Source organism: Pseudomonas sp. P4_B3, assembly GCF_056402295.1.
Map to the genome: position 1 here is coordinate 12,914 of NZ_JBFUHR010000032.1, position 23,452 is coordinate 36,365.

22 protein-coding genes are annotated in these 23,452 nt (G+C 61.5%); 6 read left to right on the forward strand and 16 right to left on the reverse strand.

Annotated elements, in window-relative coordinates:
- The first annotated feature begins 62 nt into the window (after positions 1 to 62).
- A complete protein-coding gene (locus tag AC1DWG_RS27995) occupies positions 63 to 1,454 on the forward strand; it encodes an FAD-dependent oxidoreductase (RefSeq protein ID WP_477764604.1) in 1,392 nt (463 codons plus the stop codon).
- Positions 1,455 to 1,457: 3 nt separating this feature from the next.
- Here the strand turns inward: AC1DWG_RS27995 and AC1DWG_RS28000 are convergent, their stop codons facing one another.
- Entirely contained in the window at positions 1,458 to 2,879 is a 1,422-nt protein-coding gene (locus AC1DWG_RS28000) for a type VI secretion system Vgr family protein (protein WP_477788665.1), read from the reverse strand.
- Positions 2,880 to 3,104: 225 nt separating this feature from the next.
- On the opposite strand from AC1DWG_RS28000, the gene AC1DWG_RS28005 reads away from it, so the two are divergent.
- Entirely contained in the window at positions 3,105 to 3,809 is a 705-nt protein-coding gene (locus AC1DWG_RS28005; protein ID WP_008051121.1) for a YebC/PmpR family DNA-binding transcriptional regulator, read from the forward strand.
- A 69-nt stretch (positions 3,810 to 3,878) separates the two neighbouring features.
- Here the strand turns inward: AC1DWG_RS28005 and AC1DWG_RS28010 are convergent, their stop codons facing one another.
- The 8 genes from AC1DWG_RS28010 to AC1DWG_RS28045 form a co-directional block, all read right to left on the reverse strand.
- Positions 3,879 to 5,198 carry a leucine-rich repeat-containing protein kinase family protein gene (locus tag AC1DWG_RS28010; RefSeq protein ID WP_477764603.1) on the reverse strand — a complete coding sequence of 440 codons (1,320 nt, stop codon included), beginning with the start codon at positions 5,196 to 5,198 and terminating at the stop codon, positions 3,879 to 3,881.
- Between the two features lie 170 nt (positions 5,199 to 5,368).
- A complete protein-coding gene (locus tag AC1DWG_RS28015) occupies positions 5,369 to 6,430 on the reverse strand; it encodes an ABC transporter substrate-binding protein (RefSeq protein ID WP_477788654.1) in 1,062 nt (353 codons plus the stop codon).
- Positions 6,431 to 6,448: 18 nt separating this feature from the next.
- Positions 6,449 to 7,564: an NAD(P)/FAD-dependent oxidoreductase gene (locus AC1DWG_RS28020; RefSeq protein ID WP_477764601.1), complete on the reverse strand. Its 1,116-nt coding sequence runs from the start codon at positions 7,562 to 7,564 to the stop codon at positions 6,449 to 6,451.
- A complete protein-coding gene (locus AC1DWG_RS28025) occupies positions 7,561 to 8,916 on the reverse strand; it encodes an FAD/NAD(P)-dependent oxidoreductase (RefSeq protein WP_477788655.1) in 1,356 nt (451 codons plus the stop codon). The genes AC1DWG_RS28020 and AC1DWG_RS28025 overlap by 4 nt, the downstream gene beginning before the upstream one ends.
- A 45-nt stretch (positions 8,917 to 8,961) precedes the next feature.
- Positions 8,962 to 9,252 (reverse strand): (2Fe-2S)-binding protein, encoded by a 291-nt coding sequence (locus AC1DWG_RS28030; protein ID WP_477764599.1) that lies wholly within the window; start codon positions 9,250 to 9,252, stop codon positions 8,962 to 8,964.
- Positions 9,253 to 9,259: 7 nt separating this feature from the next.
- Positions 9,260 to 10,054, reverse strand: a complete 795-nt coding sequence (locus AC1DWG_RS28035; protein ID WP_477755132.1) for an ABC transporter permease — start codon at positions 10,052 to 10,054, stop codon at positions 9,260 to 9,262.
- 6 nt (positions 10,055 to 10,060) lie between these two features.
- Positions 10,061 to 10,930: an ABC transporter permease gene (locus tag AC1DWG_RS28040; protein ID WP_477755131.1), complete on the reverse strand. Its 870-nt coding sequence runs from the start codon at positions 10,928 to 10,930 to the stop codon at positions 10,061 to 10,063.
- Entirely contained in the window at positions 10,927 to 11,952 is a 1,026-nt protein-coding gene (locus AC1DWG_RS28045) for an ABC transporter ATP-binding protein (protein WP_477755130.1), read from the reverse strand. Before AC1DWG_RS28045 ends, AC1DWG_RS28040 begins: the two co-directional genes overlap by 4 nt.
- A gap of 244 nt (positions 11,953 to 12,196) precedes the next feature.
- Between AC1DWG_RS28045 and AC1DWG_RS28050 the strand changes: the two genes are divergently transcribed.
- Positions 12,197 to 13,033, forward strand: a complete 837-nt coding sequence (locus AC1DWG_RS28050; RefSeq protein ID WP_477764598.1) for an IclR family transcriptional regulator — start codon at positions 12,197 to 12,199, stop codon at positions 13,031 to 13,033.
- An 81-nt stretch (positions 13,034 to 13,114) separates the two neighbouring features.
- Here AC1DWG_RS28050 and AC1DWG_RS28055 read toward each other — a convergent pair whose 3' ends face one another.
- Both AC1DWG_RS28055 and AC1DWG_RS28060 read right to left on the reverse strand, forming a co-directional pair.
- The gene (locus AC1DWG_RS28055; protein WP_477764597.1) at positions 13,115 to 13,867 is read right to left on the reverse strand and encodes an anti-sigma factor family protein; all 753 of its coding nucleotides are present in this window, start codon (positions 13,865 to 13,867) and stop codon (positions 13,115 to 13,117) included.
- Complete coding sequence (locus AC1DWG_RS28060) at positions 13,864 to 14,370, reverse strand: RNA polymerase sigma factor (RefSeq protein WP_151214457.1); 507 nt, start codon at positions 14,368 to 14,370, stop codon at positions 13,864 to 13,866. The genes AC1DWG_RS28055 and AC1DWG_RS28060 overlap by 4 nt, the downstream gene beginning before the upstream one ends.
- Positions 14,371 to 14,528: 158 nt before the next feature.
- On the opposite strand from AC1DWG_RS28060, the gene AC1DWG_RS28065 reads away from it, so the two are divergent.
- A complete protein-coding gene (locus AC1DWG_RS28065) occupies positions 14,529 to 15,614 on the forward strand; it encodes a catalase family peroxidase (RefSeq protein WP_477764596.1) in 1,086 nt (361 codons plus the stop codon).
- Positions 15,611 to 16,156: a cytochrome b gene (locus AC1DWG_RS28070; protein ID WP_477755125.1), complete on the forward strand. Its 546-nt coding sequence runs from the start codon at positions 15,611 to 15,613 to the stop codon at positions 16,154 to 16,156. Before AC1DWG_RS28065 ends, AC1DWG_RS28070 begins: the two co-directional genes overlap by 4 nt.
- A 103-nt stretch (positions 16,157 to 16,259) precedes the next feature.
- Here the strand turns inward: AC1DWG_RS28070 and AC1DWG_RS28075 are convergent, their stop codons facing one another.
- Entirely contained in the window at positions 16,260 to 17,411 is a 1,152-nt protein-coding gene (locus AC1DWG_RS28075; RefSeq protein WP_477755124.1) for a M14 family metallopeptidase, read from the reverse strand.
- Between the two features lie 484 nt (positions 17,412 to 17,895).
- Positions 17,896 to 18,237: a DUF6124 family protein gene (locus AC1DWG_RS28080; RefSeq protein WP_477755123.1), complete on the reverse strand. Its 342-nt coding sequence runs from the start codon at positions 18,235 to 18,237 to the stop codon at positions 17,896 to 17,898.
- A gap of 129 nt (positions 18,238 to 18,366) precedes the next feature.
- Between AC1DWG_RS28080 and AC1DWG_RS28085 the strand changes: the two genes are divergently transcribed.
- Positions 18,367 to 19,014, forward strand: a complete 648-nt coding sequence (locus AC1DWG_RS28085; RefSeq protein ID WP_477755122.1) for a LexA family protein — start codon at positions 18,367 to 18,369, stop codon at positions 19,012 to 19,014.
- Positions 19,015 to 19,053: 39 nt separating this feature from the next.
- Here AC1DWG_RS28085 and AC1DWG_RS28090 read toward each other — a convergent pair whose 3' ends face one another.
- Genes AC1DWG_RS28090 through AC1DWG_RS28100 form a run of 3 tightly spaced genes read right to left on the reverse strand, consistent with a single transcriptional unit; the run spans position 19,054 to position 23,442 of the window.
- A complete protein-coding gene (locus AC1DWG_RS28090; RefSeq protein WP_477788656.1) occupies positions 19,054 to 21,009 on the reverse strand; it encodes an acetyl/propionyl/methylcrotonyl-CoA carboxylase subunit alpha in 1,956 nt (651 codons plus the stop codon).
- A complete protein-coding gene (locus AC1DWG_RS28095; protein WP_108219087.1) occupies positions 21,009 to 21,821 on the reverse strand; it encodes a gamma-carboxygeranoyl-CoA hydratase in 813 nt (270 codons plus the stop codon). The genes AC1DWG_RS28090 and AC1DWG_RS28095 overlap by 1 nt, the downstream gene beginning before the upstream one ends.
- Positions 21,822 to 21,834: 13 nt before the next feature.
- Positions 21,835 to 23,442, reverse strand: coding sequence for a carboxyl transferase domain-containing protein (locus AC1DWG_RS28100; protein WP_056724065.1), 1,608 nt, complete (start codon positions 23,440 to 23,442; stop codon positions 21,835 to 21,837).
- Between the last annotated feature and the right edge of the window lie 10 nt (positions 23,443 to 23,452).

The following is a 23,452-nucleotide window of genomic DNA, read 5'->3' on the forward strand; positions in this document are numbered from 1 at the left end:
TCCCTCGTCGCCTGCTGCGTCCGCGGCAGGCTGGCGTGTGGGCCATTGACTGGAGATTTCCCATGAGACCCTTTTGGCTGGACCAGGCCTTGAAGGCTGATGCGTCCGAAACCTGTCCGCCACTGCAAGGCGACAGCCGCGCCGACGTGTGCATCGTCGGCGGCGGTTATACCGGGTTGTGGACCGCGATCATGCTCAAGGAGCAGAACCCCGAGCTGGACGTGTTGCTGGTCGAAGCGGATATCTGCGGCGCCGGGGCCAGTGGACGCAATGGCGGTTGTGCGCTGTCGTGGTCGGCCAAGTATTTCACCCTTGAGCGTTTGTTCGGCGTCGAAGAGGCCGTGCGTCTGGTCAAGGAGTCCGAGCGCAGCATCCATGCCATCGGCGCCTTCTGCGAACAGTATGCGGTGGACGCCGATTACCGCCTCGACGGAACGCTCTACACCGCCACCAACCGTGCCCAATGCGGCTCGACCGATGCGGTCATCGCAGCACTGGAGCGCCACGGCATCAACTCGTTCACCCAGCGGCCGGTGGCCGATGTGCAGCGCATGGCTGGCTCCGGCAAACACCTGGAGGGCTGGTTTTCTCCGGCCGCGGCCAGTGTGCAGCCGGGCAAGCTGGTGCGCGGTCTGCGCCGGGTTGCCTTGCAGTTGGGCGTGAGGATTCACGAAAACACCGCGATGACCGGGCTGGAAGAGGGCAAGCCGGTGGGCATTCAAACCCCCAGCGGCACCGTCCGCGCCGACCGGGTGGTGCTGGCGATGAACGCCTGGATGGCCCGAGCGTTCCCGCTGTTCGAGCGCAGCGTGGCGATCGTTTCCAGCGACATGCTGATCACCGAGCCTCGGCCGGATTTGCTCGACGAAATCGGCCTGACCAGTGGCGTCACGGTGCTCGATTCACGGATTTTCGTGCACTACTACCACAACACCCCGGACGGCCGGATCATGCTTGGCAAGGGTGGCAATACCTTCGCTTACGGTGGACGCATGCTGCCGGTGTTCGATCAACCTTCGCCTTACGCCGGTTTGTTGCAGAGCAGCCTGGCGGATTTCTTCCCGGCGTTTGCCGACGTCAAGGTCGAAGCGACCTGGAATGGTCCGTCGGACCGTTCGGTGACCGGGCTGCCGTTTTTCGGGCAGATGAGCGCCAGTGGCAATGTGTTCTACGGTTTTGGCTACTCCGGCAGCGGTGTCGGGCCCTGCCATATGGGCGGGCAGATTCTGGCGTCGATGGTCCTGGGCCTGGACAACCCCTGGACCCGTTCGCCACTGGTCAACGGACCGCTGGGTTTTTTCCCGCCGGAACCGATTCGCTACATTGGCTCGCTGATGGTGCGCAACGCCATCCGCCGCAAGGAGCGTGCAGAGGATCACGGGCGTCGGCCGCGGCATCTGGATGTGCGATTGGCGAAGTTCGCCGCAGCAGCCGGCAAGGCTGACAAGGGCTGAGTGTCAGGGCGCAAGGTCCGAGCGGCTGAGCAGCCAGTCGAACAGCAGGCGGGTATCGCCACGGGGCTCACGCGGACGAGGGCCGCGAGGTTGTGGCCGTGGGCCCATGGCCGTACAGAGCACCGGGCGATCCGGGTCACTGTCGAGGAAAATCACCAGTACCTCGTTGCCGGCCAAGGGCAGGCGGGACGGATCGATCCAGTCCTCGGCGGTGGTCAGCGCCAGCGGCAGCCACAGGCCATCGGACGCCTCTGCGACTGCTTGTGTGACGGGCCAGAGGTTCACCTGAACCCGGCCATCCTCATCCACCGTTGGCGGTTGCCCGACCAGGCCGCACACCTGGCCGGGCTGATACCCGGGAATGCTCGGCCTGGGTTGTTTGAGCGAGGGCCTGAACACTGTCGACCAGGGGATGGCGCTGAATTGATTGCAGTAGCCCGGGGTGATGCCCGGTGAGTCGTCGAACAGAATCGATGAATGACGCCCCTCATGGCGGATTTCGGTGACCAGCCATTGGTCATTGAAACTCGCCAGCGGGTGCTCGGCCACCTGTACGATCCGGCCACTGCGTAGTGCACCCTGGTTACTTTGGCCGTGGATCTGCAGGTGTCGGCAACGCAGACGTTCCAGTTGTCGACGGCTGAGCTGATCGCGATGTTGTTGTTCGTGGGCGGGAAAGTGTCTCGTCGTGGCGAACGAGTGATTGGCTGCGCCGTCGCTGGTGTCCGCTGCACCAGGATTCCTGGCACCCGGGCGCACGGGGGAGAGCGCCGCGTCATGGCGCTGGAACAGTTCGCTGATCACAGGTTCGTGATGTTCGTCGAGGGCGCCGCTGCGCATCGGCATGAGCAGCGGTTCCTGGGGGAAACTCAGGCTGTCATCGGCCAACACCAGGACATGGCCATCGCGTTGATGCTCGAAGTGGTAGTGGATGCCTTCTTCCTCGCACAGTCGTTGCAGCAACGCCAGGTCGGTTTCATCGTATTGAATGCAAAAAGGTCGCAGGGGATAGTGCCCGGCTGCCAGTTCAAAGCGATAACTGCCGGCGGGCAACCCATGTTCCTCGAGCAATTGGCGCAGGATCATGGGCACGCTGGCGCGCTGGAAGACGCGTCGGCGTCGTTGCTGCTCCAGCACTTGGACACGGGACACCAGCACCAGCTTGTAAGCGACCCGGTGCCCGCTTCGATGTTCACTACTGGCGCTGTGTAGCACGCCATGAATGCCTTGATCGTGGCCGAAGTCGAGGAACACCGGTTGGCGCAGCAATCGCTCAAGGTTCAGGGCCGGTGCCAGCCCGATAACCTCGATATCGAATCGATAGGGCTGGTTGAGTGCTTCATGACCGCTGAACCGGACCACCTGGAAACTCAGGTCGTCGTCGAGAAGCGTCAGGGTGGTGGGACTTTCCTTGTCGTTGTGCATCGAACACGCTGCCGCCGTGAAGTAGGGTGCAAAGCGTACGAAACCCCAGCGCATTGCGGGCACGTTAAAGCGACATTTCCGAATCGCCCTACAACCGCTGGTGAAGATGTCGATGCAAGTCGGGATTTTTTGGTCGATTGCCAACTTTAGGCCGTATAAACTTGCACAAAGCGTCGACCAATAGATGTCTCGGCGCCACAGATGCCACAGATAAGAGAGTGAGAAATGGGCGCACAGTGGAAGGTTAAACACAAAGAAGCGGCAGCCAATGCCAAAGGCAAGATCTTCGGCAAACTGGTGAAGGAAATCACCATTGCTGCGCGCAACGGCGCTGATATTGCTACCAACGCGCACTTGCGCCTGGTGGTTGAACAGGCCAAGAAAGCTTCGATGCCCAAGGAAACACTGGATCGCGCCATCAAGAAGGGCGCGGGCCTGCTGGGCGAAACCGTGCAATACCATCGCGTGACGTATGAAGGGTTCGCCCCGCATCAGGTGCCGTTGATCGTTGAGTGCGTGACCGACAACATCAATCGCACCGTCGCCGAGATCCGCGTGGCATTCCGCAAGGGTCAACTGGGCGCTTCCGGTTCCGTGGCCTGGGACTTCAACCACGTCGGCATGATCGAAGCGTCGCCGGACACCCCGGACGCCGATCCGGAAATGGCCGCCATCGAAGCCGGTGCACAGGATTTCGAGCCGGGTGAAGAGGGTGCAACCCTGTTCCTGACCGAGCCGACCGACCTCGATGCGGTACAGAAAGCCCTGCCGGAACAAGGCTTCACCGTGCTGTCGGCCAAACTTGGCTACCAGCCGAAAAACCCGGTCAGCGGCCTGAGCGATGAGCAGATGGCGGAAGTCGAAGCGTTCCTCGAAGGCCTCGATAACCACGACGACGTGCAGGACATGTTTGTCGGGTTGGCGGGTTGATCGAACTGGCTTTGATCTGACCTGTGGCGAGGGGCTTGTCGGAACGCCGCCTCGCCACAGGTTCTGTATTTATATCTTGAGTCCAGCCAACTCCTGGACGATCTCCTCAAACCCCGGCCGCTCCAGCACCTGCGGCTGACAGCAACTCCGTTCTAAATCTTCCAGCACCCCACGCAGTTCATCGCTCAACCCCGAGTCGATTCGCGCCAGCAACTCCCCCAACAACACCCCGAACGCCCGCACCTCGATCCGCTGCAAGGCACGGCTTTCAAGGCTGTCGGAAATCGCGTGGAACGACGCCGCACCAAAGTCCCCCAGCAAGCAATCACCCTGTTCACTCCACAGAATATTGTGCCCATAGAGGTCGCCGTGGGTGATGCCATGACCGTGCAGGTGCTCGGCCACCGAGGCAATGCCCGAGGCAATGCGCAGCGCCACCGCGGCACTGAAACGCAAATCGTCGGGGTAAATGTCGCGGCTGCACGACGCCAGGCTCGGCAGTGCGGCGAGGTTGCGGTAGCTCGGTGCGATCAGTTGCATCACCAGCCCGGCGGTTTTCTGCGGGTGATCGACAATCCGCCCTTCGACGCGGATCAGGTTCGGGTGCAGGCCAGCGGTGATGCAGGCGTTCATCTCGTGCAATGGCGAACCGTCGCTGGTCATTTCGCCCTTGTAGAGCTTCACCGCAACGACCATGGGCGGCTGGTCGCCCGGTTGCCAGACGGCCTGATGAATCACCCCGGAGGCCCCTTCGCCGAGTTTTTTCTCCAGGCGCAATGCCGACCAGTCAATACGCGGTGTGGCGTCGAGGGCCGAGGCATCGGCTTCGGTTTCCAGCGGGTTACCGGCGTACGCCAGCCAGGTCAGGCTCGGCAGCTCCAGCAGCCATTGCGGCAACCCGGTCAACCGGTTGGCGGCGATGCGGATCAGTTCCAGCCGATGGCACTGGCGCAACGACTCCGGCAGCGCTTGCAAACGGTTGCCGGCGAGCATGAGCTTTTGCAGGAACGGGCGCTCTCCCAGTTCGGTCGGCAAGGTTTCGATGCAGTTGTCGGTCAGGATCAGCCAGCGCAGCAGCGGTGGGAGCGCCGCTGCGGGCACGTGGTCGATGCGGTTGGCCTTGAAGCCGATCATCGTCAGTGCGGTGCATTGGCCCAGGCAGGCCGGCAACTCGGTGAAACGGTTATCGGAACAGAACAGCACGCGCAAACGGCTCAGGCGATGCAAGTCCTCGGGCAGGGCGCTCAAGGCATTGCCGCTGAGGTTGAGCACTTCCAGCGAGTCCGCCAGATCGAAGATCTCCCGGGGGAATTCGGTCAGGCCGTCGACCAGATCCAGCCGCGTGATGCCCGACAACTCGCCGTTACGCAATTGAGCAAGGGTATGCATGAACAGATTCGCTATTGATCAAGGAATAGGCGCGTGGCACCGCAAATGCGCGACATGATAGCGGGAAAGATGTGGCGACTGTCAGGCCGCCTTCGTCGGAACGCCGCCCGGAGCAAGCCCGCACTCACAAGGTCATGCCGATGCCCACACAGCTGTGCGTTGCCAGTGATCTAGCGCTCGATACTGCGGCTCCACCGCGCATTCCATGCCGGACGTTGTTCGTTAACCTGATCCCAATCCAGGGCAATCGCCGTATCGAGGTAATGTTTCATGGCTTCGACCTGACCATGGGTTCGCTCGGTGGTTGGGGTGTTGGGGTTGGACGGAATCTGGTCGCCATCCTCGAGTGCGACGGCCTGGGCTTGCGGGGTCAGCAAGAAGGCGGCAAGTTTTTGCGCCAGCTCCGGTTGCGTGTTATTGGCGATTGCGCATTCGGCGACGTTGAGCACCACGGCGCCTTCCTTCGGCTGTGCGTATTCCACTGGCATGCCCTTGAGCTTCAGAGCCGTCACCTGGGTCGGCGTCAACGGGAACAGCGCCGCTTCGTCGGTCTGAAGCATTTCGGAGATCTTCGCCGAGCTCGGAATGTATTCCAGTACGTTACGCCCGACGGTGTTCGGCCAGGCCTTGAAACCAGGGTCGACATTGGTTTCGGTGCCGCCCTGGATCCGGTTGAACATCAGGAAACCGTGCAATCCGAACGTCGAAGAGGCCATCGACTGGAACACCAGTTTGTCCTTGAAGCGCGGGTCGGCCATGTCCATCCAGGAGGTCGGCGCGCTCCAGCCTTTTTCTTTGAACAAGCGGGTGTTGTATGCCAGCCCGGTGACCCCGAGGCTGACCGCCACGGCCTGGTCCTTGATCCGTCCCTTGGCCGGAATCTGTTCCAGCGTCGGGTTGTCTTCGAGTTTGTCGCACAGTCCCATGGAGATCGCGCGGTACATGATGCCGTCGTCGAGGAACATCACGTGCATCTGCGGGTTGCCCTTGCTGGCCTGAACCTTGGCCAGGATATCGGATGAGGTGCCCGGTACGATCACTACTTTGACGTTGTTGGCCTTCTCGAAAGCCGGCAGCACCTTGTCGGCATAGAGCCGCTCCATGGTCCCGCCGTTCATGCCCAGATAAAGTGTTGGCTCGGCCTGGGCCTGAGTGACCGTGAGCAGGGCGCCCACGCAAGAAAAACTTAGCCAAGAGAAACCGAGCAGTGCACTGCATTTGACGTTATTCATTGGCGCGACCTTCCTCTATCAAGCTACGGAGATGGAGTGAAACCGGGTGATGGAAAACGCATCCAGCGACGTCTTTGATGCGCCGCTACAGATGATTTCGGTGAGCGCCTGGCCCACCGCGGGACCGATCTGGAAACCGGCGCCGGCAAAGCCGAACGCGTGCAACAGACCGGGTTGGGTACCACTGTGGCCGATCACCGGTTGGCGATCGGGCAGATAACCTTCGGTGCCGCTCCAGGTACGAATCGCCTGGGCACCTTCAAGAAACGGGTAGAGCTCGACGGCCTGGCGGAGTATTTCCAGCACTGCGCCTTGACCGGGGCGGGCGCGGGTCTCGTCGAGGGCATAGCCCTGGCCGCCGCCCAGTACGCAATTTCCCCGAGTAACCTGACGGGCATAAATGCCACCGCCCTCGACGCCGGTGCTGGCATCCATCACCAGCGGCAACGGTTCGGTGACCAGCATCGCCGGGTGACCTGAATGCATCGGCACCGGTTCGCCGAACTGCGTGGCCAGGCTGCCGGCCCAGGCTCCGGCGCAGTTCAACAGCCAGGGTGCACGCCATTCCAGGCCAGTTTGCGTACGGACACGAAATCGTTGTCCGTCATGTTCTACAGCGCTCACCGCGCATTGTTCGTAAACCTGCGCGCTCTGTTGCCGCGCCGCCCGAGCGAACGCCGGAGACACCAGGCGCGGGTTGGCGTGACCATCGTCAGGGCAATAGGACGCGCCTGCCGCCACGTCTCCAACCCACGGAAAACGTGCGCGCAATTGGGTTCGGTCGAGCACTTGCAGATCGAGACCGAACCCCCGACTGCTATCGGCGTAGTCCCGCAGGGCTTGCAGATCGTTGAGACTGCGGGCCAGTTTAAGGTGACCGCTGCGCTGGTATTCGCCGTCGATGCCAATCAGTTGTGGCAACTGCGCCCAGATTTCGTGGGCCTTTTGCGACAGCGGCAATTGCGCCAGGTGACGACCCTGACGCCGCACGCCGCCGTAGTTCACGCCGCTGGAATGTGAGCCGCAAAAATCCCGTTCCAGCAGCGCCACGCGCCGACCGGCCCGACTGAGAAACAGGGCGGCGCTTGCACCGACAATGCCACCGCCAATGATGACTGCATCGACTTCGTTCAAAGCTCGATCTCCAGGCCAAACGGCAGCGGTTTGATCGGTGCCTGGGCGCGCAACCGGCCGATATCGGACACAGCGCGCTGGCTCTGGCAGGCAATGATTTCTGCTGCTGCGGCACCGCACATCCGACCCTGGCAACGCCCCATGCCGACACGACAATGAGCCTTTACCCGGTTGATTTCCCAATGACCTTCGCGCACCACATCGCGAATATCCCCGGCGCGTACTTCTTCACAGCGACAGACCATCACGTCATCGGTAAGACCAGCGGCCCAGTTGTCGGGAAATGTAAAGGCGCGTTCGAGGCCCTGACGAAATTCGCTAATGCGTTCCAGGCGGTGTTCCAACTGGGCAGGGCGCTGCGCCGAAATCAGATGACCCATGTCGTCGAGCAGTGCCAATGCGGCGCGCTCACCGGCCATTTCCGCCGCGTCCGCCCCCATGATGCCGGCGCCGTCGCCCGCCAGATAAACCTCGGCGACACTGCTGCGGCCCGCACGGTCACGCTGCGGTAACCAGGCGCGATTGAGTGGGTTCCAGGCGAATTCACAGCCGAGCAGATCGGCCAGTTGGGTTTCACTGCGCAGGCCGTGAGCGAAGGCCACGGCGTCGCAGTCGAGTGAGTGGTTGCCCTTGGCGTTGGACCAGCGCAGCGATTGCACGCGTTGCTCGCCGTCGATGGTTGCCAGGGTCGCACCTTGATGCACAGGGATGCCGTGCGCGGTCAGCCAGCCGCGGTAATAAATACCTTTGGCCAGCGTGGACGGTTGCGCCAGCAGGCCGGGCAGGGCTCGGGCCTGTGCGCTGAAGGGTGAGCTGTCGAGCACCGCGACCACGTTGGCCCCAGCCTTGGCGTATTGATAGGCGACCAGGTACAGCAGCGGGCCGCTGCCGGCGAACACCACGCGTTCGCCGATGGCGCAGCCCTGGAACTTCAAGGCGATTTGCGCCGCGCCGAGGCTGTAGACCCCCGGCAATGTCCAGCCCGGTACGGGCAGAATCCGGTCGGTGGCGCCGGTGGCGACGATCACCCGGGAGAACTCCAAACGTGCTGCGCGGCCGTTCTGCAAGGTGTCGAGGGCGCCGTCTTCGGCATTCCACACCAGGGTTTCGGCGCGGTAATCGATTTGTTCGCGCAGTGCGTCAATCGTCTGATGCAGCGCATTGGCTTTGCGTGCTTCAAAGCCATACAGCTTGGCCGGCGAACGTTTGAAGTTGGCCGGTTGACGCCGATAAATCTGCCCGCCGCCGCGTGCGGCTTCGTCCAGCAGCACCGGACGCACGCCATGGGCAACCAGCGTTTGAGCCGCACGAATGCCCGCCGGACCGGCGCCGACGATGACCACAGACTTCATACTCTCACCCCTGTGGGATTCGGTTTCTACAGATGGAATGTTTATTCATAACGATCGCCCCGGTTCGCGGCAGACCTGCTGCCCGGCTTCGAGCAGCGTCGAGCAGGCGCGCACCCGGCGACCATCGCCCAGTCGCACCCAGCAATCCTGACAGGCCCCCATCAGGCAGAAGCCGGCGCGGGGTTCGGCACTGAAGTCGCTGCCGCGCAGGTGTTCGCTGCAAGTCAGCACGGCGGTCAGCACGGTATCGCCGAGCAAACCGCTGGCGCGATGGCCGTCGAGGGTAAAGTCCAGGGCCGGGCGGTCAGCTTCGGCCAGTCGTTTCAGCAGAGCCATGGCGCCCTCATTGTTTACCCACCAGAACCCGATCCAGGCCGTAGACCCGATCAAGCAGAATCATCGTCAGTGCGGTCAGCGCAATCACCAGTGCCGACACCGCCGCCATCATCGGATCGATGGACTCAGTGGCGTACACGTACATGCGCACCGGCAGGGTTTGTGTGGCCGGCGAGGTGACGAAAATCGACAGCGTGACTTCGTCGAAACTGTTGATGAACGCCAGTAGCCAGCCACCGGCCACCCCCGGCAGAATCATCGGCAGGGTGATCTGGCGGAACAGCGTGAAGCGCCCGGCGCCCAAGGATTGCGCGGCGTGTTCGGCGCTGCGATCCAGGCCAATGGCCGAGGCCAGCACCAGACGCAGCACATACGGTGTAATCACCAGCACGTGGGCGAAAATCAGCCAGACGAAGCTGCCATTGACACCCAGCAACGCAAACAGGTGCAGCAACGCCACACCAAGTACCAGGTGCGGAATGATGATCGGCGACAGAAACAGGCCGTTGAGAAAGTCTCGACCGGGAAACTCGAACCTGGTGATCGCCAGCGCGGCGGGCACCGCAATCAGCGTCGCCAGGGTGGCTGCACCGAACGCCAGGATCAGGCTGTTGTAGAACGCATCGACAAAATCGGCACGCTCGAACACCGCGCGAAACCAGCGTAGAGAGAACTCCGTGGTCGGCAGGCTCAGGGTGTTTTCCGGGGTGAAGGCCACAAGGCAAACCACCACCAGCGGCGCCATCATGAACACCACCACCAGGGTATGAAACAGCAGGGCGAAAGGACCGTTCCTGGACATGACGAATTATCCCAATGACTTCTTGTAGCGGCCTTCGATCATGCGATTCCACGACAGCATGATCAGCAGGTTGATGAGCAGCAGAGCCACGGCAATAGTCGCGCCCATGGGCCAATTGAGCTCCGATAGGTACTGGTCGTAGATCAGCGTGGCAACCATCTTCAGCCGACGACCGCCGAGCAGGCCGGGGATCGCGAATGAGCTGGCGGCCAGGCCAAACACGATCAATGTGCCGGACAACACACCAGGCATGACCTGTGGCAGCACGACTTGGCGAATCACCGTGAAGTGACTGGCGCCCAGCGACTGCGCGGCTTGTTCGGCGGCGGGATCGAGTTTCTGCAGCGAGGTCCAGACCGGAATGATCATGAACGGCAGCATCACGTGGACCAGCGCAATCACCACCGCGAACGGCGTGTAGAGCAGCTTCATCGGCGAGCCGCCGAGGGCTTGCAGGGTCTGGTTGACCAGGCCGTCGGCGCCGAGCAACAGGCTCCAGCCGAAGGCGCGCACCACCACCGAAATCAACAGCGGAGTGAGGATCAGAATCAGGAAAATCGAGCGCCAGGGTGTGCCCATGCGACTGAGGATGTAGGCCTCGGGCACGCCGATCAGTACGCAGAGCAAAGTGGTCAGGGCGCTGATCCACAAGGTGCGCAGAAAGATCTCGTAGAAATACGGATCGCCCAGCAGGTTGCTGTAGTGCTCGACAGTGTAGGCGTCGCCGTTGATCCCCGAGCTGTAGTCGAAGACGTTGAACGACAGCACCAGGGTCAATCCCAGCGGGATGATCAACAAGCAGAGGTACAAGGCCAGGGCCGGTGCAGACAGCCAATACCCCTGGCGTCCCTGGTGGATGGCGGTGAGCGTACTCATGCTGGCACCTCGTCGACACTCAGCACTCGCAGCAGCGCCGCGTCCCAGTCCAGACCGACTGCAGTGCCTTCGTTCAACGGCGCAGAGCCATCGTTGCGGCGCACCACGCAGAGTTCGCCCAGGCTCGTCCCGACGCCGTACAGCCATTGGCTGCCGAGGAAAAACCGACTGACGATCTTGCCTTGTAAACGACCGTGGCCGGCATCGCGCAGATCGATTTTTTCCGGCCGCAGGCTCAGGGTCAGATCGCCTTTGCCAACACCGCACACCTGAACCACACCGGCACCATTGCGCTCGCCGGGCAGCAGATTGGCCTTGCCGACGAATCCGGAAATGAACTCGGTGCGCGGGTGTTCGTAGAGGGTGTAGGGCGCGTCGATCTGGGTGATGCGCCCGGCCTGCATCACCACGACACGGTCGCTGATGGACAGCGCCTCCGACTGGTCGTGGGTGACCATCAGCGTGGTGATTGCAACTTCGCGCTGGATGCGGCGGATCTCGAATTGCATCTCTTCGCGCAGATTGGCGTCGAGGTTGGACAGTGGTTCATCCAGCAAAAGTACCGGCGGCTGAATCACCAGGGCGCGGGCCAGGGCGACGCGCTGGCGCTGGCCACCGGAAAGCTCCCGCGGGTAACGCTCGGCGTGCTGATTCAGGCGCACCAGTTTCAGAACCCGGTCGACTCGCTGCTGGATATCAGCGTTCGCCACCTTGCGCATGCGCAGGCCGAAAGCGACGTTGTCCTTGACGGTCATGTGCGGGAACAGCGCGTAGCTCTGGAATACCACCCCCAAACCGCGGCTGGCGGGTTTGGCGTGGGTGATGTCGCGGCCATCGAGCACGATGCGCCCGCTGGTGACTTCGACGAAGCCGGCAATCATTTGCAGAGTGGTGGTCTTGCCGCATCCCGAGGGGCCGAGCAAAGACACGAATTCACCTTTCTCGACCGAGAGGTCGGTGGCGACGACGGCGTCGATTTCGCCGTAGCGTTTGCAGAGTTTTTCAAGTTGCACAAAAGCCATGACTGCGCTCCACCTGAGATTGTTATGCGTCACCCAAAGGCGCGCTTTTTTGTATGGGCAGATACGAAAAGATGTTGCCGGGGTGCGTGGCGCTCGACTTGAGTCGGCTGCCGCTGTTGTTCGAATCGCCCCTGTCTGGACGCAGAGTAGGACGAAGACTAGGATGGGCTCAATGGCCTATTTCACTGAGGCGATGACTATTTTAAGTTTTATTCGATCAGTAAATTAATAATCGGAAAACAAGATGCAGGATTCCATTGAGCGGAATGAAAGCAAAAGTGAAGTCGGTGTCGGCGCGGTCTCAAGACTGTTTGCGGTACTGCGAACACTGGGTGATACCGTCGAGGGCGGCGAGCGGGTGACGCAACTGGCGCAGCGCATCGGCTTATCGCAACCGACGACGCATCGGTTGCTGCGCAGCCTGATGGACGAGGGCATGGTCGAGCAGGATGGGCGCAGTAAACGCTATCGCCTGAGCCTGGATTTTTTCGCGCTGGCGGCGCGTGCGGGCAACACCGGAAACTTGCGCGAACTGGCACGGCCGGCGCTGCTGCGACTCTCGGCTTCGCTGGGTGATTCGTTGTTTTTGCTGGCGCGCTGCGGCTTTGATGCGATCTGTCTGGACCGCAGCGAAGGGCCGTTCCCGATCCGTACCTTTACCGGGGATATCGGCGGGCGTGTGGCGTTGGGCGTGGGTCAGGGCAGCCTGGCGATTCTGGCGTTCCTGCCGGAGGAAGAGCGCGACACCGTCATCCATTACAACTTGCCGCGCCTGAAAGACTTCCACCTGTATGACGAGGTGTTCCTGCGCTCGGAAGTCGACAACGTGCGCGCCCTGGGTTACGCCGGGCGCAATACCGGCGTGCTGCAGGGCATGGCCGGGGTGGCCGTGCCGATTCTCGATCGTGAAGGTCGCGCGGTGGCGGCGTTGAGTGTGGCGACCGTGAGTGACCGATTGGGCCCGGATCGCCTGCCGACGGTGGTGGACATGCTCAAGCGCGAAGCGGCGCTGATCGGGCCGCGGATCAATCCGTTCGACCCGCTACTGCGCCGGCCTTCGCAGGTGTTTGGGCAAGGATGAAAAGATCGCAGCCTGCGGCAGCTCCTACAGGTTCATGTGTACATCTGTAGGAGCTGCCGCAGGCTGCGATCGTTTGATCTGTCAGAACTGAGTGGTCTGTTTGAGCATCCGCGCCGCGGGTGTATCCGCCGGGCTGACCATCGCATAGTTGTAGCCGCTTCCCGACCAGTACTCGGCCTGCAACTCGCCATCACTGCGACTGCCCCTCGGCAACATGTAGTTTTTCGGCCCTGGCGGGCGCACGTAGAAACTGACTTTCTGCCCGCCCTGGTTCTCGTAGACCACCATCGCCGCCGGGCCTTGCTCGGTGCTCAGCAGGCGCCCGCTGACCGGTTTGAAACCGGCATCGGAAAGGTCGGGCAGGCGATTGGCCTGAGTGAAATAACGGTCGAGCCAGCCTTGCATATCACCGTCCTCGCCGACGTTGTAATCGGCCGGGAGGATGCCTTGCTGGGCAATCAGGCGATAGGCCTGTATAGCGTCGGCCATCGGTGCCGGGGCGCTGGCCAGGGTCATTTCCCGTGCTTGCCAACCGCTGAAACCGCCGACACTGACTGCGATCAACAGCACCGCCGCGCTGGCCAGGTGCCGACGGGACTGGCGTTTCAGGTGTTGGCGAATCACGGCTGGATCGAGGTTCGGATTGACCGGTTGCTGCAAGGCGCCACCGAGGGCCGCGCGCAGTTGCTGGGCGTCCAGTTGCCAGGCGCGCACTTGTGCGGACATTTGCGGATTGCTCGCCAGAAAAGTCTCTACCAGGCGTCGGTCGGCGTCGCTCAGTTGGTGATCGACATAGGCGTGCAGGTCACGCTCGCTGGGGGGCATGCTGATCATTTGAGTCTCCGCAGGGAAGGGCGGTTGATTTCGCCATCACTGAGTTGGCGCAGGGCCTGGCGAGCCCGGGACAGGCGGGACATCACGGTGCCGGTGGGTACGTCGAGAATCCCGGCGACCTCTTTGTAGCTCAGGCCTTCCACCGACACCCAGAGCAGCAGCGCGCGTTGCTCGGTGGGCAATTGATCGAAAGCGCTGAGGGTCGATTGAGCGATAACGGTGCGCTCCACCGAGGGCTGGGCATCGTCACGCCCGGTGAAGAATTCGAGCATGCGCGCATAGCGCCGGGAGCGACGGTGCGCATCGAGAAACTGCCGGTAGACAATCGAGAACAGCCAGGCGCGCAAGTCGCCCTCGGCGCGTTTGCCGCTCCAACTCGACAATGCCCGCTCCAGGCTCGCCTGCACCAGGTCGTCAGCGCTGCTGGTGTTGCGCGTCAACGACACGGCGAACCGTCGCAATCTTGGAATGATTTCCCTCAGTTGTTCGTCGATATCGTTCATGAAGTTCTGACTGGTCGCTACGCTTGGGACTAGGAAGACGTCCGGTACTGGAGGTTATTCCACGTCAGAAAAAATAAACATCGCGCGTGGGAATAAACCTGCATGCGGTTCGTCTGCTTGATTCTTCTCACTTGTGGCCGATGGCCCTGGAGTCTTTCATGGTAGATCGATCATCACCGCCAACCCGGCCACCCTTGAGTGCGGCGAGCCTGACGTTGCGTCTGGCCGGCATTGCCGTGGTCGTTGCGGCCGTGGCTGGGGCGTTTGCCTACGTCAACGGTACCTTCGACCCACAGCGCCTGACCCCGAAGAAACTGATCAACGTGCTGGAAACCAATAACGGCGTGCATCAGGGTTTCCGTCGCAACCATTCCAAAGGCGTGTGCGTGATCGGGCATTTCGAGAGCAGCTTTGATGCGCGCAGCTATTCCACCGCTCAAGTGTTCAACGAAGCGCGGACGCCGGTGGTGGGGCGTTTCGCCTTGCCGGCCGGTAACCCTTACGCGCCGGACAGTGCTGTGCCGATCCGCAGCATGGCCTTGCGCTTCACCCAGGCCAACGGCCAGCAGTGGCGCACCGGGATGAACAGCATGCCGGTGTTTCCGGTGGGCACGCCCGAGGCGTTCTATCAACTGCAAAAAGCCCAGTCGCCAGACCCGACCACCGGCAAACCGGACCCCAAGGCGGTACCGGCGTTTTTTGCTTCGCACCCGGAAGCCGCACCGTTCCTGGCCTGGATCAAGACCGCCAAGCCGTCGGCCAGTTACGTGACCGAAAACTACAACAGCGTGAATGCGTTCTACCTGGTCAACGCGGCCGGCCAACGCCAGGCCGTGCGCTGGAACATGGTGCCACTGGCCCAGGACGCACCGGGGGGCACTGCACCGGAGGGCAATGATTTCCTGGAGAAAGACCTGGTTCAGCGAATCGCCGCCGGCCCGTTGCGCTGGCAGTTGAACATCACCCTGGCCAACCCCGGCGATCCGGTCAACGACGCCAGCAAGGCCTGGCCCGAAGGGCGCAAGGTGTTGAATGCTGGCACCCTGGTGCTTGAAAAGACTCAACCGCAACTCAACGGTGAATGCCGTGACATCAACTACGATCCGCTGGTGTTGCCTGCCGGGATCGAAGGTTCCGACGACCCGTTGCTCGCCGCCCGTTCAGCCGGTTACGCCAATTCCTACCTGCGTCGCACCAGCGAAGTAAGCCAGTTGCCCGCCGCCAAACAGGAGGGCCAGCAATGAGCAACCAACCGAACCACTTCGCCCCGCTGGCGCGCCTGCTGCACTGGCTGATGGCGCTGATGATCATCGCGATGCTGTTTATCGGCGCCGGCATGGTCGCCTCGGTGTCCGAGCGTCATGAATGGCTGATTCATCTGCACAAACCCTTGGGCATCGCGATTTTGCTGTTGGTGATCGTGCGCCTGGTGGTGCGTTTCTCCACCACACAGCCACCATTGCCGGCGGACTTGCCGGGTTGGCAGGTGCGGGCGGCCAAGGCGTCGCATGTGTTGCTGTACGCCTTGATGCTGGTTCTGCCGCTGCTGGGCTGGGCGATGATTTCGGCGTCGGGCGAGCCGGTCATGCTCAGCAGTTCGCTGCAACTACCGTCAATTGTGCCGGCGAACGCGCAGGTGTTTGCGTTTTTGCGCAAGGCGCACGGGTATCTGGCGTATCTGTTGTTTCTGACTGTGTTGCTGCATTTGGCGGCGGCGTTGTTTCACGGTTGGGTGCGTCGCGATGAGGTGCTGGACAGTATGTTGCGGGGTAAGGATCGCGGATAATAGCCGGGCGAAAAAAGATCGCAGCCTGCGGCAGCTCCTACAGGGAAACGCATTCCAATGTAGGAGCTGCCGCAGGCTGCGATCTTTTGATCTTGAAGGGCAATTAACGCAGGCTATCGACCATCTCGGCCACGGTGGTCAGCACATCCTTGCCCAATTGCTTCGAACGTTTGCCCGACCAACCGGTTTCCGCGTTCGGGTGGTCGTCGTGATCCTTGAACGGCATTTCCAGGGTCAACGACAGGCAGTCGTACTTCTGCCCGACGCTGTTACAGGCCAGCGTCATGTTGGCCCGGCCCGGTTCGTCGCGGGTGTAGCCGTACTTGGTCTGGAAGTCTTTGGTGGTGTGCTTCAGATGACTGCGGAAGTGCTCCTCGAGCTTTTCGATTCGCGGCGTGTAACCGGGGTTGCCTTCGCAACCGGCGGTGAATACGTGAGGGATTTCCTCGTCACCATGGGCGTCGAGGAACATGTCGACGCCGTACTTTTCCATCTGCTGCTGAACGAACAGGACTTCCGGGCTGATTTCCTGGCTGGCGCTCTGCCAGGCGCGGTTGAGGTCCTGGCCCATGGCGTTGGTGCGCAGGTGGCCGTGGAAAGCACCGTCCGGGTTCATGTTTGGCACCAGGTACAGGTCGGCGCTGGCCAGCAGTTTATTCAGCACAGGGTCGTCGTGTTTTTCCAGGCGTTCGATCACGCCTTCCATGAACCACTCGGCCATGTGCTCGCCCGGATGTTGCTGGGCAATCATCCATATCTTGCGTCGGCCTTCGGCCCCGGTGCCTTTGCGCAACAACTGAATGTCGCGACCTTCGACACTTTTGCCGGTGGCCAACAGTTCGGTGCCGGCCTTGGTCAGTGCCTGCTCGATCAGCCAGTCGTGGCGACCACGGCTGTAGGGTTCGAAGTAGGCGAACCAGGCGTGGGTTTGCTCGGCTTCAAGGCTGAAACGCAGGCAGTCGCCTTCGAAAATGGTCGGTACGCGGAACCAGTTGACGTGATCGTAGGACGCCACCGCCTGATAACCGGTCCAGGCTTTGTTATAGGAGGATTGGCTGGCATTGTTCAGGCGAAACCAGTGCTCCTGGCCAACATGCAGGCCGCTGGCCTTGAAGTGGAACCACTGGAAATGCGGACTGCGGGTGTCCGGGCGAATGGCCAGAAGCGGTTTGAGCGGGTCGCTGATGTCGATGACTTGGATGTTGCCGCTGTCGAAATTGGCACTGATGTCGAAAGAGGATTTAGCCACGCTCATAATCGGGTCCTGAATATGATTTTTATGGCGGCTACTTTACACGCAAGAGTGGGGTGAAACCGAGGGAAATTGCGGGGTGCAGGGGTGGGGGCGTCCTCCTTGACGCTGTCGCAGCTTAGAGGCTATGCGATTGATTCTCAAGTGCTATCTGTCACTGGTTTGAACCCATGATTCCGGGCTTCTTTTGCCAACTGGCATTCTTTTGATATCATCCGCGCCATCGAATTTGCGGCACCCAAAGACTTCATTAGCCTGAAGCCAAAAGCCAGAAAACTGGCAAAAAAAGACCCGGCAAAAAGCCGGGTCAAAAACCGTGATTAGCCTGATGAGGAGATAGTCCAGGAGACCGACCTAAGGTCACCTGGTCCATCGACTGATCTCGCGATCAGCTGATGCAATAATAATCATTCTCGTTTGCAAGTCAAACGTTTTTACCTGCGCGATAGGAAAATTCTTTCCTGTCCTCTCTAATCGCCTTTTCACCTCAACCGTTTTCATACTTCTCCAGCGATCGATCGACCATCGCCTTGGCCATGTCGATCATGTGCACCGTCGAAAATGCCAGGTCGCGGTTTGCGCCTTGCAGGTGATTGGCTGATTCGTACGCGGTGGCGGCAGCACAGCGCAACAGGTCCAAAGCATGGACCAGCGCCTCTTCGCCGCTGATGTTGCGGTTCACATCAAAAAAGCGCGGTTCGGTCACTTCCTCTGAAATAGCTGGTTTCAAGTAATAGTCCAGCGCGCGTTGTGCCGCCGCTGAGCCCTGGGGCGAGGTGAGGGTGGTGTCGATTTGCATGTCCGACAGGTCATTGGTGGGTGGGTTCATGGCGATGGCAAGCTCCGTGTTAGATTCAGATCCGTGAATTGATCCTAATACGTAATGTATTTGTGACGATAATTTAAATACTACAATATGTGTTTTGATGGCCGGAGTTGCCCACGTATCGTGCCGCACATGGATAAATGGATTGAATTGGTCAAGGCCAAGATGAGTGAACTCAAAATCACTCAAGAGATACTCGCCGAGCGCCTCGGGATGTCCCAGGGCGGCATTGGCCACTGGCTCAACAAACGTCGTGAACCCGGCATCGAAGACATGAACCGTGTCCTGCAGGCGCTGGGTCTTGAGTTTCTCGAAGTGGCGCTGGTAATCCGGGAACCGCAGGCGTCAACGGACGACGAAATCCCTTTGACACAGAAGTACAATCCGTACTTCCGCTACCCGGTCAGTGACTGGCGCGAACCTGTCGAAGTGCGCGATGGCGAGGTCGCGGTGTATGGGAAAGGGCACTTTGAATTGTCCGATTATCACGCGCAGGGACCGGCATTCTGGTTGAGAGTGTCAGGTGATGCGATGACCGCACCCACTGGCATCAGTATTGCGGAAGGCATGCTGATCCTGGTGGACCCGGCGGTGGACGCCGAGCCTGGCAAACTGGTCATTGCCCAGTGGCCGGGCAGCGCCGAAGCCACGTTCCGCAAGCTCATCGAGGAGGGCGGGCAGCGTTATCTGGTACCGCTCAATCCGACGTATCCGAAAGCCTTGTACGCCGAAGATTGTCGAATCATCGGCGTAGTGGTTCAGGCAACAGCCAGGTTCTGATCAGATCGGTCCTCGCGATGCGCAGGACCGATCTTCATTTCACGCTTCTTCCAGTTCGACCAGCGCACTGCCTTCACTGACCATCTCGCCTTCCTGGCAATACAGCGCCTTGATCACCCCGGCGTGAGGCGCGCGGATGCTGTGCTCCATCTTCATCGCCTCAAGTACCACCAATTGCGCCCCGGCTTCGACCGATTGCCCGGCCTCGACCAGTACGCGGACGATGCTGCCGTTCATCGGTGCGGTCAGCCCGCCATGATGGCTGTGGCTGGCCTCGACGGCGCTGATCGGGTCGTAAGCCTCGATACGGTGCAATTCGCCATCCCACTGCAAATATACGTATTCGCCACGGCGTATAGCGCGGTGTTGACGACGCACGCCAGCATGCTCGGTCAACAGTTGCTCGCCCTTGAGCAGTGCGCTGTGGGCATCGACGTCGCCCAAGGTCAACGCACGGTCCTGGCCTTCACAACTCAAGTGCAGGGTGATTTCTCTCGGCAAACCGGCACGCAGCCCGTTACGCGCCGCCCACGGTGAACTCGGGTCATCGGCGCGGGTTGCAAGCGCCTGGCTCTGGGCAAACGCCTGGGCGGCGGCTTGCCAGAACTCATCGCTGAGGTCCGCTGGCACCGGCAGCAACTGTTCCTGGTAGCGCGGAATGAATCCGGTATCCAGTTCGGCAGCGGCAAATGCCGGGTGGCCGATGATGCGCCGCAGGAAGTTGATGTTGGTCTTCAGGCCGCCGATGGCGAATTCTTCGAGCATGCTCAGCAGGCGCAAGCGCGCCTGTTCACGATCTTCGCCCCAGGCAATCAGCTTGCCGAGCATCGGGTCGTAGAAGGGCGAAATTTCATCGCCCTCTTCAACGCCGCTGTCCACCCGACGCCCAGGCCCTTGGGCGGATTCGCGATATAGCTCCAGACGACCGGTCGCCGGCAGGAAATCATTGCCCGGATCTTCGGCATACAGTCGCACTTCGATCGCGTGCCCCACCAGCGGCACCTGGTCTTGCGTCATCGGCAACGCTTCGCCGCGTGCCACGCGAATCTGCCAGGCCACCAGGTCGAGGCCGGTGATGGCTTCGGTGACCGGGTGTTCCACTTGCAGGCGGGTGTTCATTTCCATGAAGAAGAACTCGCCCCGCGCATCCAGCAAAAACTCGACGGTGCCGGCACCGACATAACCGATGGCCTGCGCTGAACGCACAGCGGCTTTGCCCATGGCGCGTCGCAGCTCCGGGCTCAGGCCAGGTGCCGGCGCTTCTTCGACGACTTTCTGGTGACGGCGCTGAATCGAGCAGTCGCGTTCGTTGAGGTACAGGCAGTTGCCGTGCTGGTCGGCGAACACCTGGATTTCCACGTGACGTGGTTTAAGCAGGTACTTCTCCACCAGCATCCGCGAGTCGCCGAACGACGATTGTGCTTCGCGCTGGGCTGAGGCCAGGGCTTCGGCCAGTTGGCTGACGTCCTCGACCACTTTCATGCCTTTGCCGCCGCCACCCGCGGTGGCCTTGAGCAGCACCGGGTAGCCGATGCGTTCGCAGGCGGCGCGGAAGGTTTCCAGGTCCTGGGCTTCGCCGTGATAACCGGGCACCAGCGGCACGCCAGCGGTTTCCATCAAGGCTTTGGCCGCGGACTTGCTGCCCATGGCGTCGATGGCCGAGGCGGGCGGGCCGAGGAAGATCAGGCCGGCGTTTTCGATGGCGCGGGCGAAACCGGCGTTCTCCGACAAGAAGCCGTAGCCGGGGTGAATCGCCTGGGCGCCGCTGGCCTTGGCGGCGGCAATCAGTTTGTCGATCTGCAGATAGCTGTCGGCGGCTTTGCTGCCACCCAGGTCGACGCGAATATCGGCTTCGCGGCTGTGCCGGGCGTCACGGTCGGTGGCGCTGTGTACGGCCACGGTGGTCAGGCCCAGGGCCTTGGCGGTGCGCATCACCCGGCAAGCGATTTCGCCACGGTTGGCCACCAGCAGGGTGGTGAGGACAGGTGCGCTCATCAGCGGGGCTCCTTGGTGGATTCGGCTTGCCAGCTCGGCGGACGTTTTTGCAGGAAGGCACGCAAGCCTTCCTGGCCTTCAGGGCTGACGCGAATGCGGGCGATGGCGTTTTCGGTGTAGCGACGCAATGCCGGGGTCAGTGAGCCGTCGCCGACTTCGCGCAGCAGATCCTTGCTGGCGCGCATGGCCGCCGGGCTGTTGAGCAGCAGATTGTCGATCCACTGTTCGACTTTCTGTTCCAGCTCGGCACTTGCATAACTCTCCGACAACAAACCGATTTCCCGAGCCCGTTGCCCGCCGAAACGCTCAGCGGTCAAGGCATAGCGACGGGTAGCGCGTTCGCCAATGGCTTGCACCACGAACGGGCTGATCACCGCCGGTGCCAGGCCGATGCGTACTTCCGAGAGGCAGAACTGCGCGTCATCGGCACCGATGGCCATGTCGCAGCAACTGATCAGGCCCAGTGCGCCACCAAAGGCTGCGCCTTGCACCACCGCCAGGGTCGGGACTTTCAGCTTGGCCAGGTTGTACATCAACTCTGCCAGTTCCCGGGCGTCATCGAGGTTGGTGGCGTAATCGAGTTCGGCCGATTGCTGCATCCAGGCCAGGTCGGCGCCGGCGCTGAAATGCTTGCCGCGACCGCGCACGATCAGAAATCGCAGGCTGGCATCGCTCGCGACTTTGTCGAGGGCGAGGATCAGTTCACGGATCATTTCGGCGTTGAAGGCGTTGTTCTTTTCTTCACGGCTGAGCCACAGGGTGGCAAAACCCCGAGGATCGCTCAGCAGTTCGAGGGTGTTGAAGTCGCTCATGTTCTTCTCCCGATCACATCCGGAACACGCCGAAGCGGCTCGGTTCGATTGGCGCGTTCAACGACGCGGACAAGGCCAGGGCCAGTACGTCGCGGGTCTGGGCCGGGTCGATGACACCGTCGTCCCACAGGCGCGCGCTGGAATAGTAGGGGTGACCCTGTTCTTCGTACTGGTCGAGGATCGGTTGCTTGATCTCGGCTTCCTGCTCGGCGCTGAAACCCTGGCCACTGCGCTCGGCCTGCTCGCGCTTGACCTGCACCAGCACGCCGGCCGCCTGTTCGGCACCCATCACGCCAATACGCGCATTTGGCCACATCCACAAAAAGCGCGGATCGTAGGCGCGACCGCACATGCCGTAGTTACCGGCACCGAAGCTGCCGCCGATGATCACCGTGAATTTCGGCACCTTGGCGCAAGCCACCGCCGTCACCAGTTTCGCGCCGTGCTTGGCGATGCCGCCGGCCTCGTACTTCTGGCCGACCATGAAACCGGTGATGTTTTGCAGGAACAGCAGCGGGATGCCGCGTTGGCACGCCAGTTCGATGAAGTGCGCGCCTTTCTGCGCCGCTTCAGCGAAGAGAATGCCGTTGTTGGCGAGGATTGCGATCGGGTAACCGTGCAGGTAGGCAAAGCCGCAAACCAGCGTGGTCCCGAACAGCGCCTTGAACTCGTCGAACACCGAACCATCCACCAGCCGCGCAATCACTTCGCGCACGTCAAACGGTTGCTTGGCGTCGGCCGGGACCACGCCGTACAACTCGTCACTGCTGTAGAGCGGGGCGATCGGAGTGCGTTGCTGAACCTCACCTTGCTTGCGCCAGTTGAGGTTGGCGACGCTGCGTCGGGCGAGCGCGAGTGCGTGCTCATCGCTCTCGGCGTAATGGTCGGCCACCCCGGAAATCTTGCAGTGCACATCGGCCCCGCCGAGATCTTCGGCACTGACCACTTCACCGGTCGCGGCTTTCACCAGCGGCGGGCCGGCGAGGAAGATCGTCGCTTGTTCGCGGACCATGATCGCTTCGTCGGCCATCGCCGGTACATAGGCGCCACCAGCGGTGCAGGAACCCATGACCACGGCAATCTGCGGAATGCCCATGGCGCTCATGTTGGCCTGATTGAAGAAGATCCGCCCGAAATGCTCGCGGTCCGGGAACACTTCATCCTGACGCGGCAGGTTGGCACCGCCCGAATCCACCAGGTAGATACACGGCAGGCGATTTTGCTGAGCGATGGTTTGCGCGCGCAGGTGTTTTTTCACCGTCAGCGGGTAGTACGAGCCGCCTTTCACGGTGGCATCGTTGGCGACGATCATGCATTCGACGCCCTCCACACGGCCGATCCCGGCAATCACGCCAGCGGCGGGGACGTCTTCGCCATACACCTCGTACGCCGCCAGTTGGCTGATTTCGAGGAACGGCGAACCCGGATCGAGCAAGCGGTTGATGCGCTCACGGGGCAGCAGTTTGCCCCGCGAGGTGTGGCGTTCTTGCGCCTTCGGGCCACCACCTTGCGCCACTTGGGCGAGCAGGGTGTGCAACGCGTCGACCTGTTTGAGCATCGCCGCGCTGTTGGTGGCGAACTCCGCTGAACGGGGGTTGAGCTGAGTATGCAGGGTAGCCATGGGCAGCTCC

What these genes read in the sequence shown, in the direction of transcription:
- AC1DWG_RS28000 (WP_477788665.1), bottom strand. Translation starts at nt 2,879, where the DNA reads ATGCACAACGACAAGGAAAGTCCCACCACCCTGACGCTTCTCGACGAC.
- AC1DWG_RS28045 (WP_477755130.1), bottom strand. Translation starts at nt 11,952, where the DNA reads ATGGCTTTTGTGCAACTTGAAAAACTCTGCAAACGCTACGGCGAAATC.
- AC1DWG_RS28075 (WP_477755124.1), bottom strand. Translation starts at nt 17,411, where the DNA reads ATGAGCGTGGCTAAATCCTCTTTCGACATCAGTGCCAATTTCGACAGC.
- AC1DWG_RS28090 (WP_477788656.1), bottom strand. Translation starts at nt 21,009, where the DNA reads ATGAGCGCACCTGTCCTCACCACCCTGCTGGTGGCCAACCGTGGCGAA.
- AC1DWG_RS28095 (WP_108219087.1), bottom strand. Translation starts at nt 21,821, where the DNA reads ATGAGCGACTTCAACACCCTCGAACTGCTGAGCGATCCTCGGGGTTTT.
- AC1DWG_RS28070 (WP_477755125.1), top strand. Translation starts at nt 15,611, where the DNA reads ATGAGCAACCAACCGAACCACTTCGCCCCGCTGGCGCGCCTGCTGCAC.
- AC1DWG_RS28085 (WP_477755122.1), top strand. Translation starts at nt 18,367, where the DNA reads ATGGATAAATGGATTGAATTGGTCAAGGCCAAGATGAGTGAACTCAAA.
- AC1DWG_RS28030 (WP_477764599.1), bottom strand. Translation starts at nt 9,252, where the DNA reads ATGGCTCTGCTGAAACGACTGGCCGAAGCTGACCGCCCGGCCCTGGAC.
- AC1DWG_RS28060 (WP_151214457.1), bottom strand. Translation starts at nt 14,370, where the DNA reads ATGAACGATATCGACGAACAACTGAGGGAAATCATTCCAAGATTGCGA.
- AC1DWG_RS28100 (WP_056724065.1), bottom strand. Translation starts at nt 23,442, where the DNA reads ATGGCTACCCTGCATACTCAGCTCAACCCCCGTTCAGCGGAGTTCGCC.
- AC1DWG_RS28015 (WP_477788654.1), bottom strand. Translation starts at nt 6,430, where the DNA reads ATGAATAACGTCAAATGCAGTGCACTGCTCGGTTTCTCTTGGCTAAGT.
- AC1DWG_RS28010 (WP_477764603.1), bottom strand. Translation starts at nt 5,198, where the DNA reads ATGCATACCCTTGCTCAATTGCGTAACGGCGAGTTGTCGGGCATCACG.
- AC1DWG_RS28005 (WP_008051121.1), top strand. Translation starts at nt 3,105, where the DNA reads ATGGGCGCACAGTGGAAGGTTAAACACAAAGAAGCGGCAGCCAATGCC.
- AC1DWG_RS28080 (WP_477755123.1), bottom strand. Translation starts at nt 18,237, where the DNA reads ATGAACCCACCCACCAATGACCTGTCGGACATGCAAATCGACACCACC.
- AC1DWG_RS28065 (WP_477764596.1), top strand. Translation starts at nt 14,529, where the DNA reads ATGGTAGATCGATCATCACCGCCAACCCGGCCACCCTTGAGTGCGGCG.
- AC1DWG_RS28055 (WP_477764597.1), bottom strand. Translation starts at nt 13,867, where the DNA reads ATGATCAGCATGCCCCCCAGCGAGCGTGACCTGCACGCCTATGTCGAT.
- AC1DWG_RS28025 (WP_477788655.1), bottom strand. Translation starts at nt 8,916, where the DNA reads ATGAAGTCTGTGGTCATCGTCGGCGCCGGTCCGGCGGGCATTCGTGCG.
- AC1DWG_RS28050 (WP_477764598.1), top strand. Translation starts at nt 12,197, where the DNA reads ATGCAGGATTCCATTGAGCGGAATGAAAGCAAAAGTGAAGTCGGTGTC.
- AC1DWG_RS28040 (WP_477755131.1), bottom strand. Translation starts at nt 10,930, where the DNA reads ATGAGTACGCTCACCGCCATCCACCAGGGACGCCAGGGGTATTGGCTG.
- AC1DWG_RS28035 (WP_477755132.1), bottom strand. Translation starts at nt 10,054, where the DNA reads ATGTCCAGGAACGGTCCTTTCGCCCTGCTGTTTCATACCCTGGTGGTG.
- AC1DWG_RS27995 (WP_477764604.1), top strand. Translation starts at nt 63, where the DNA reads ATGAGACCCTTTTGGCTGGACCAGGCCTTGAAGGCTGATGCGTCCGAA.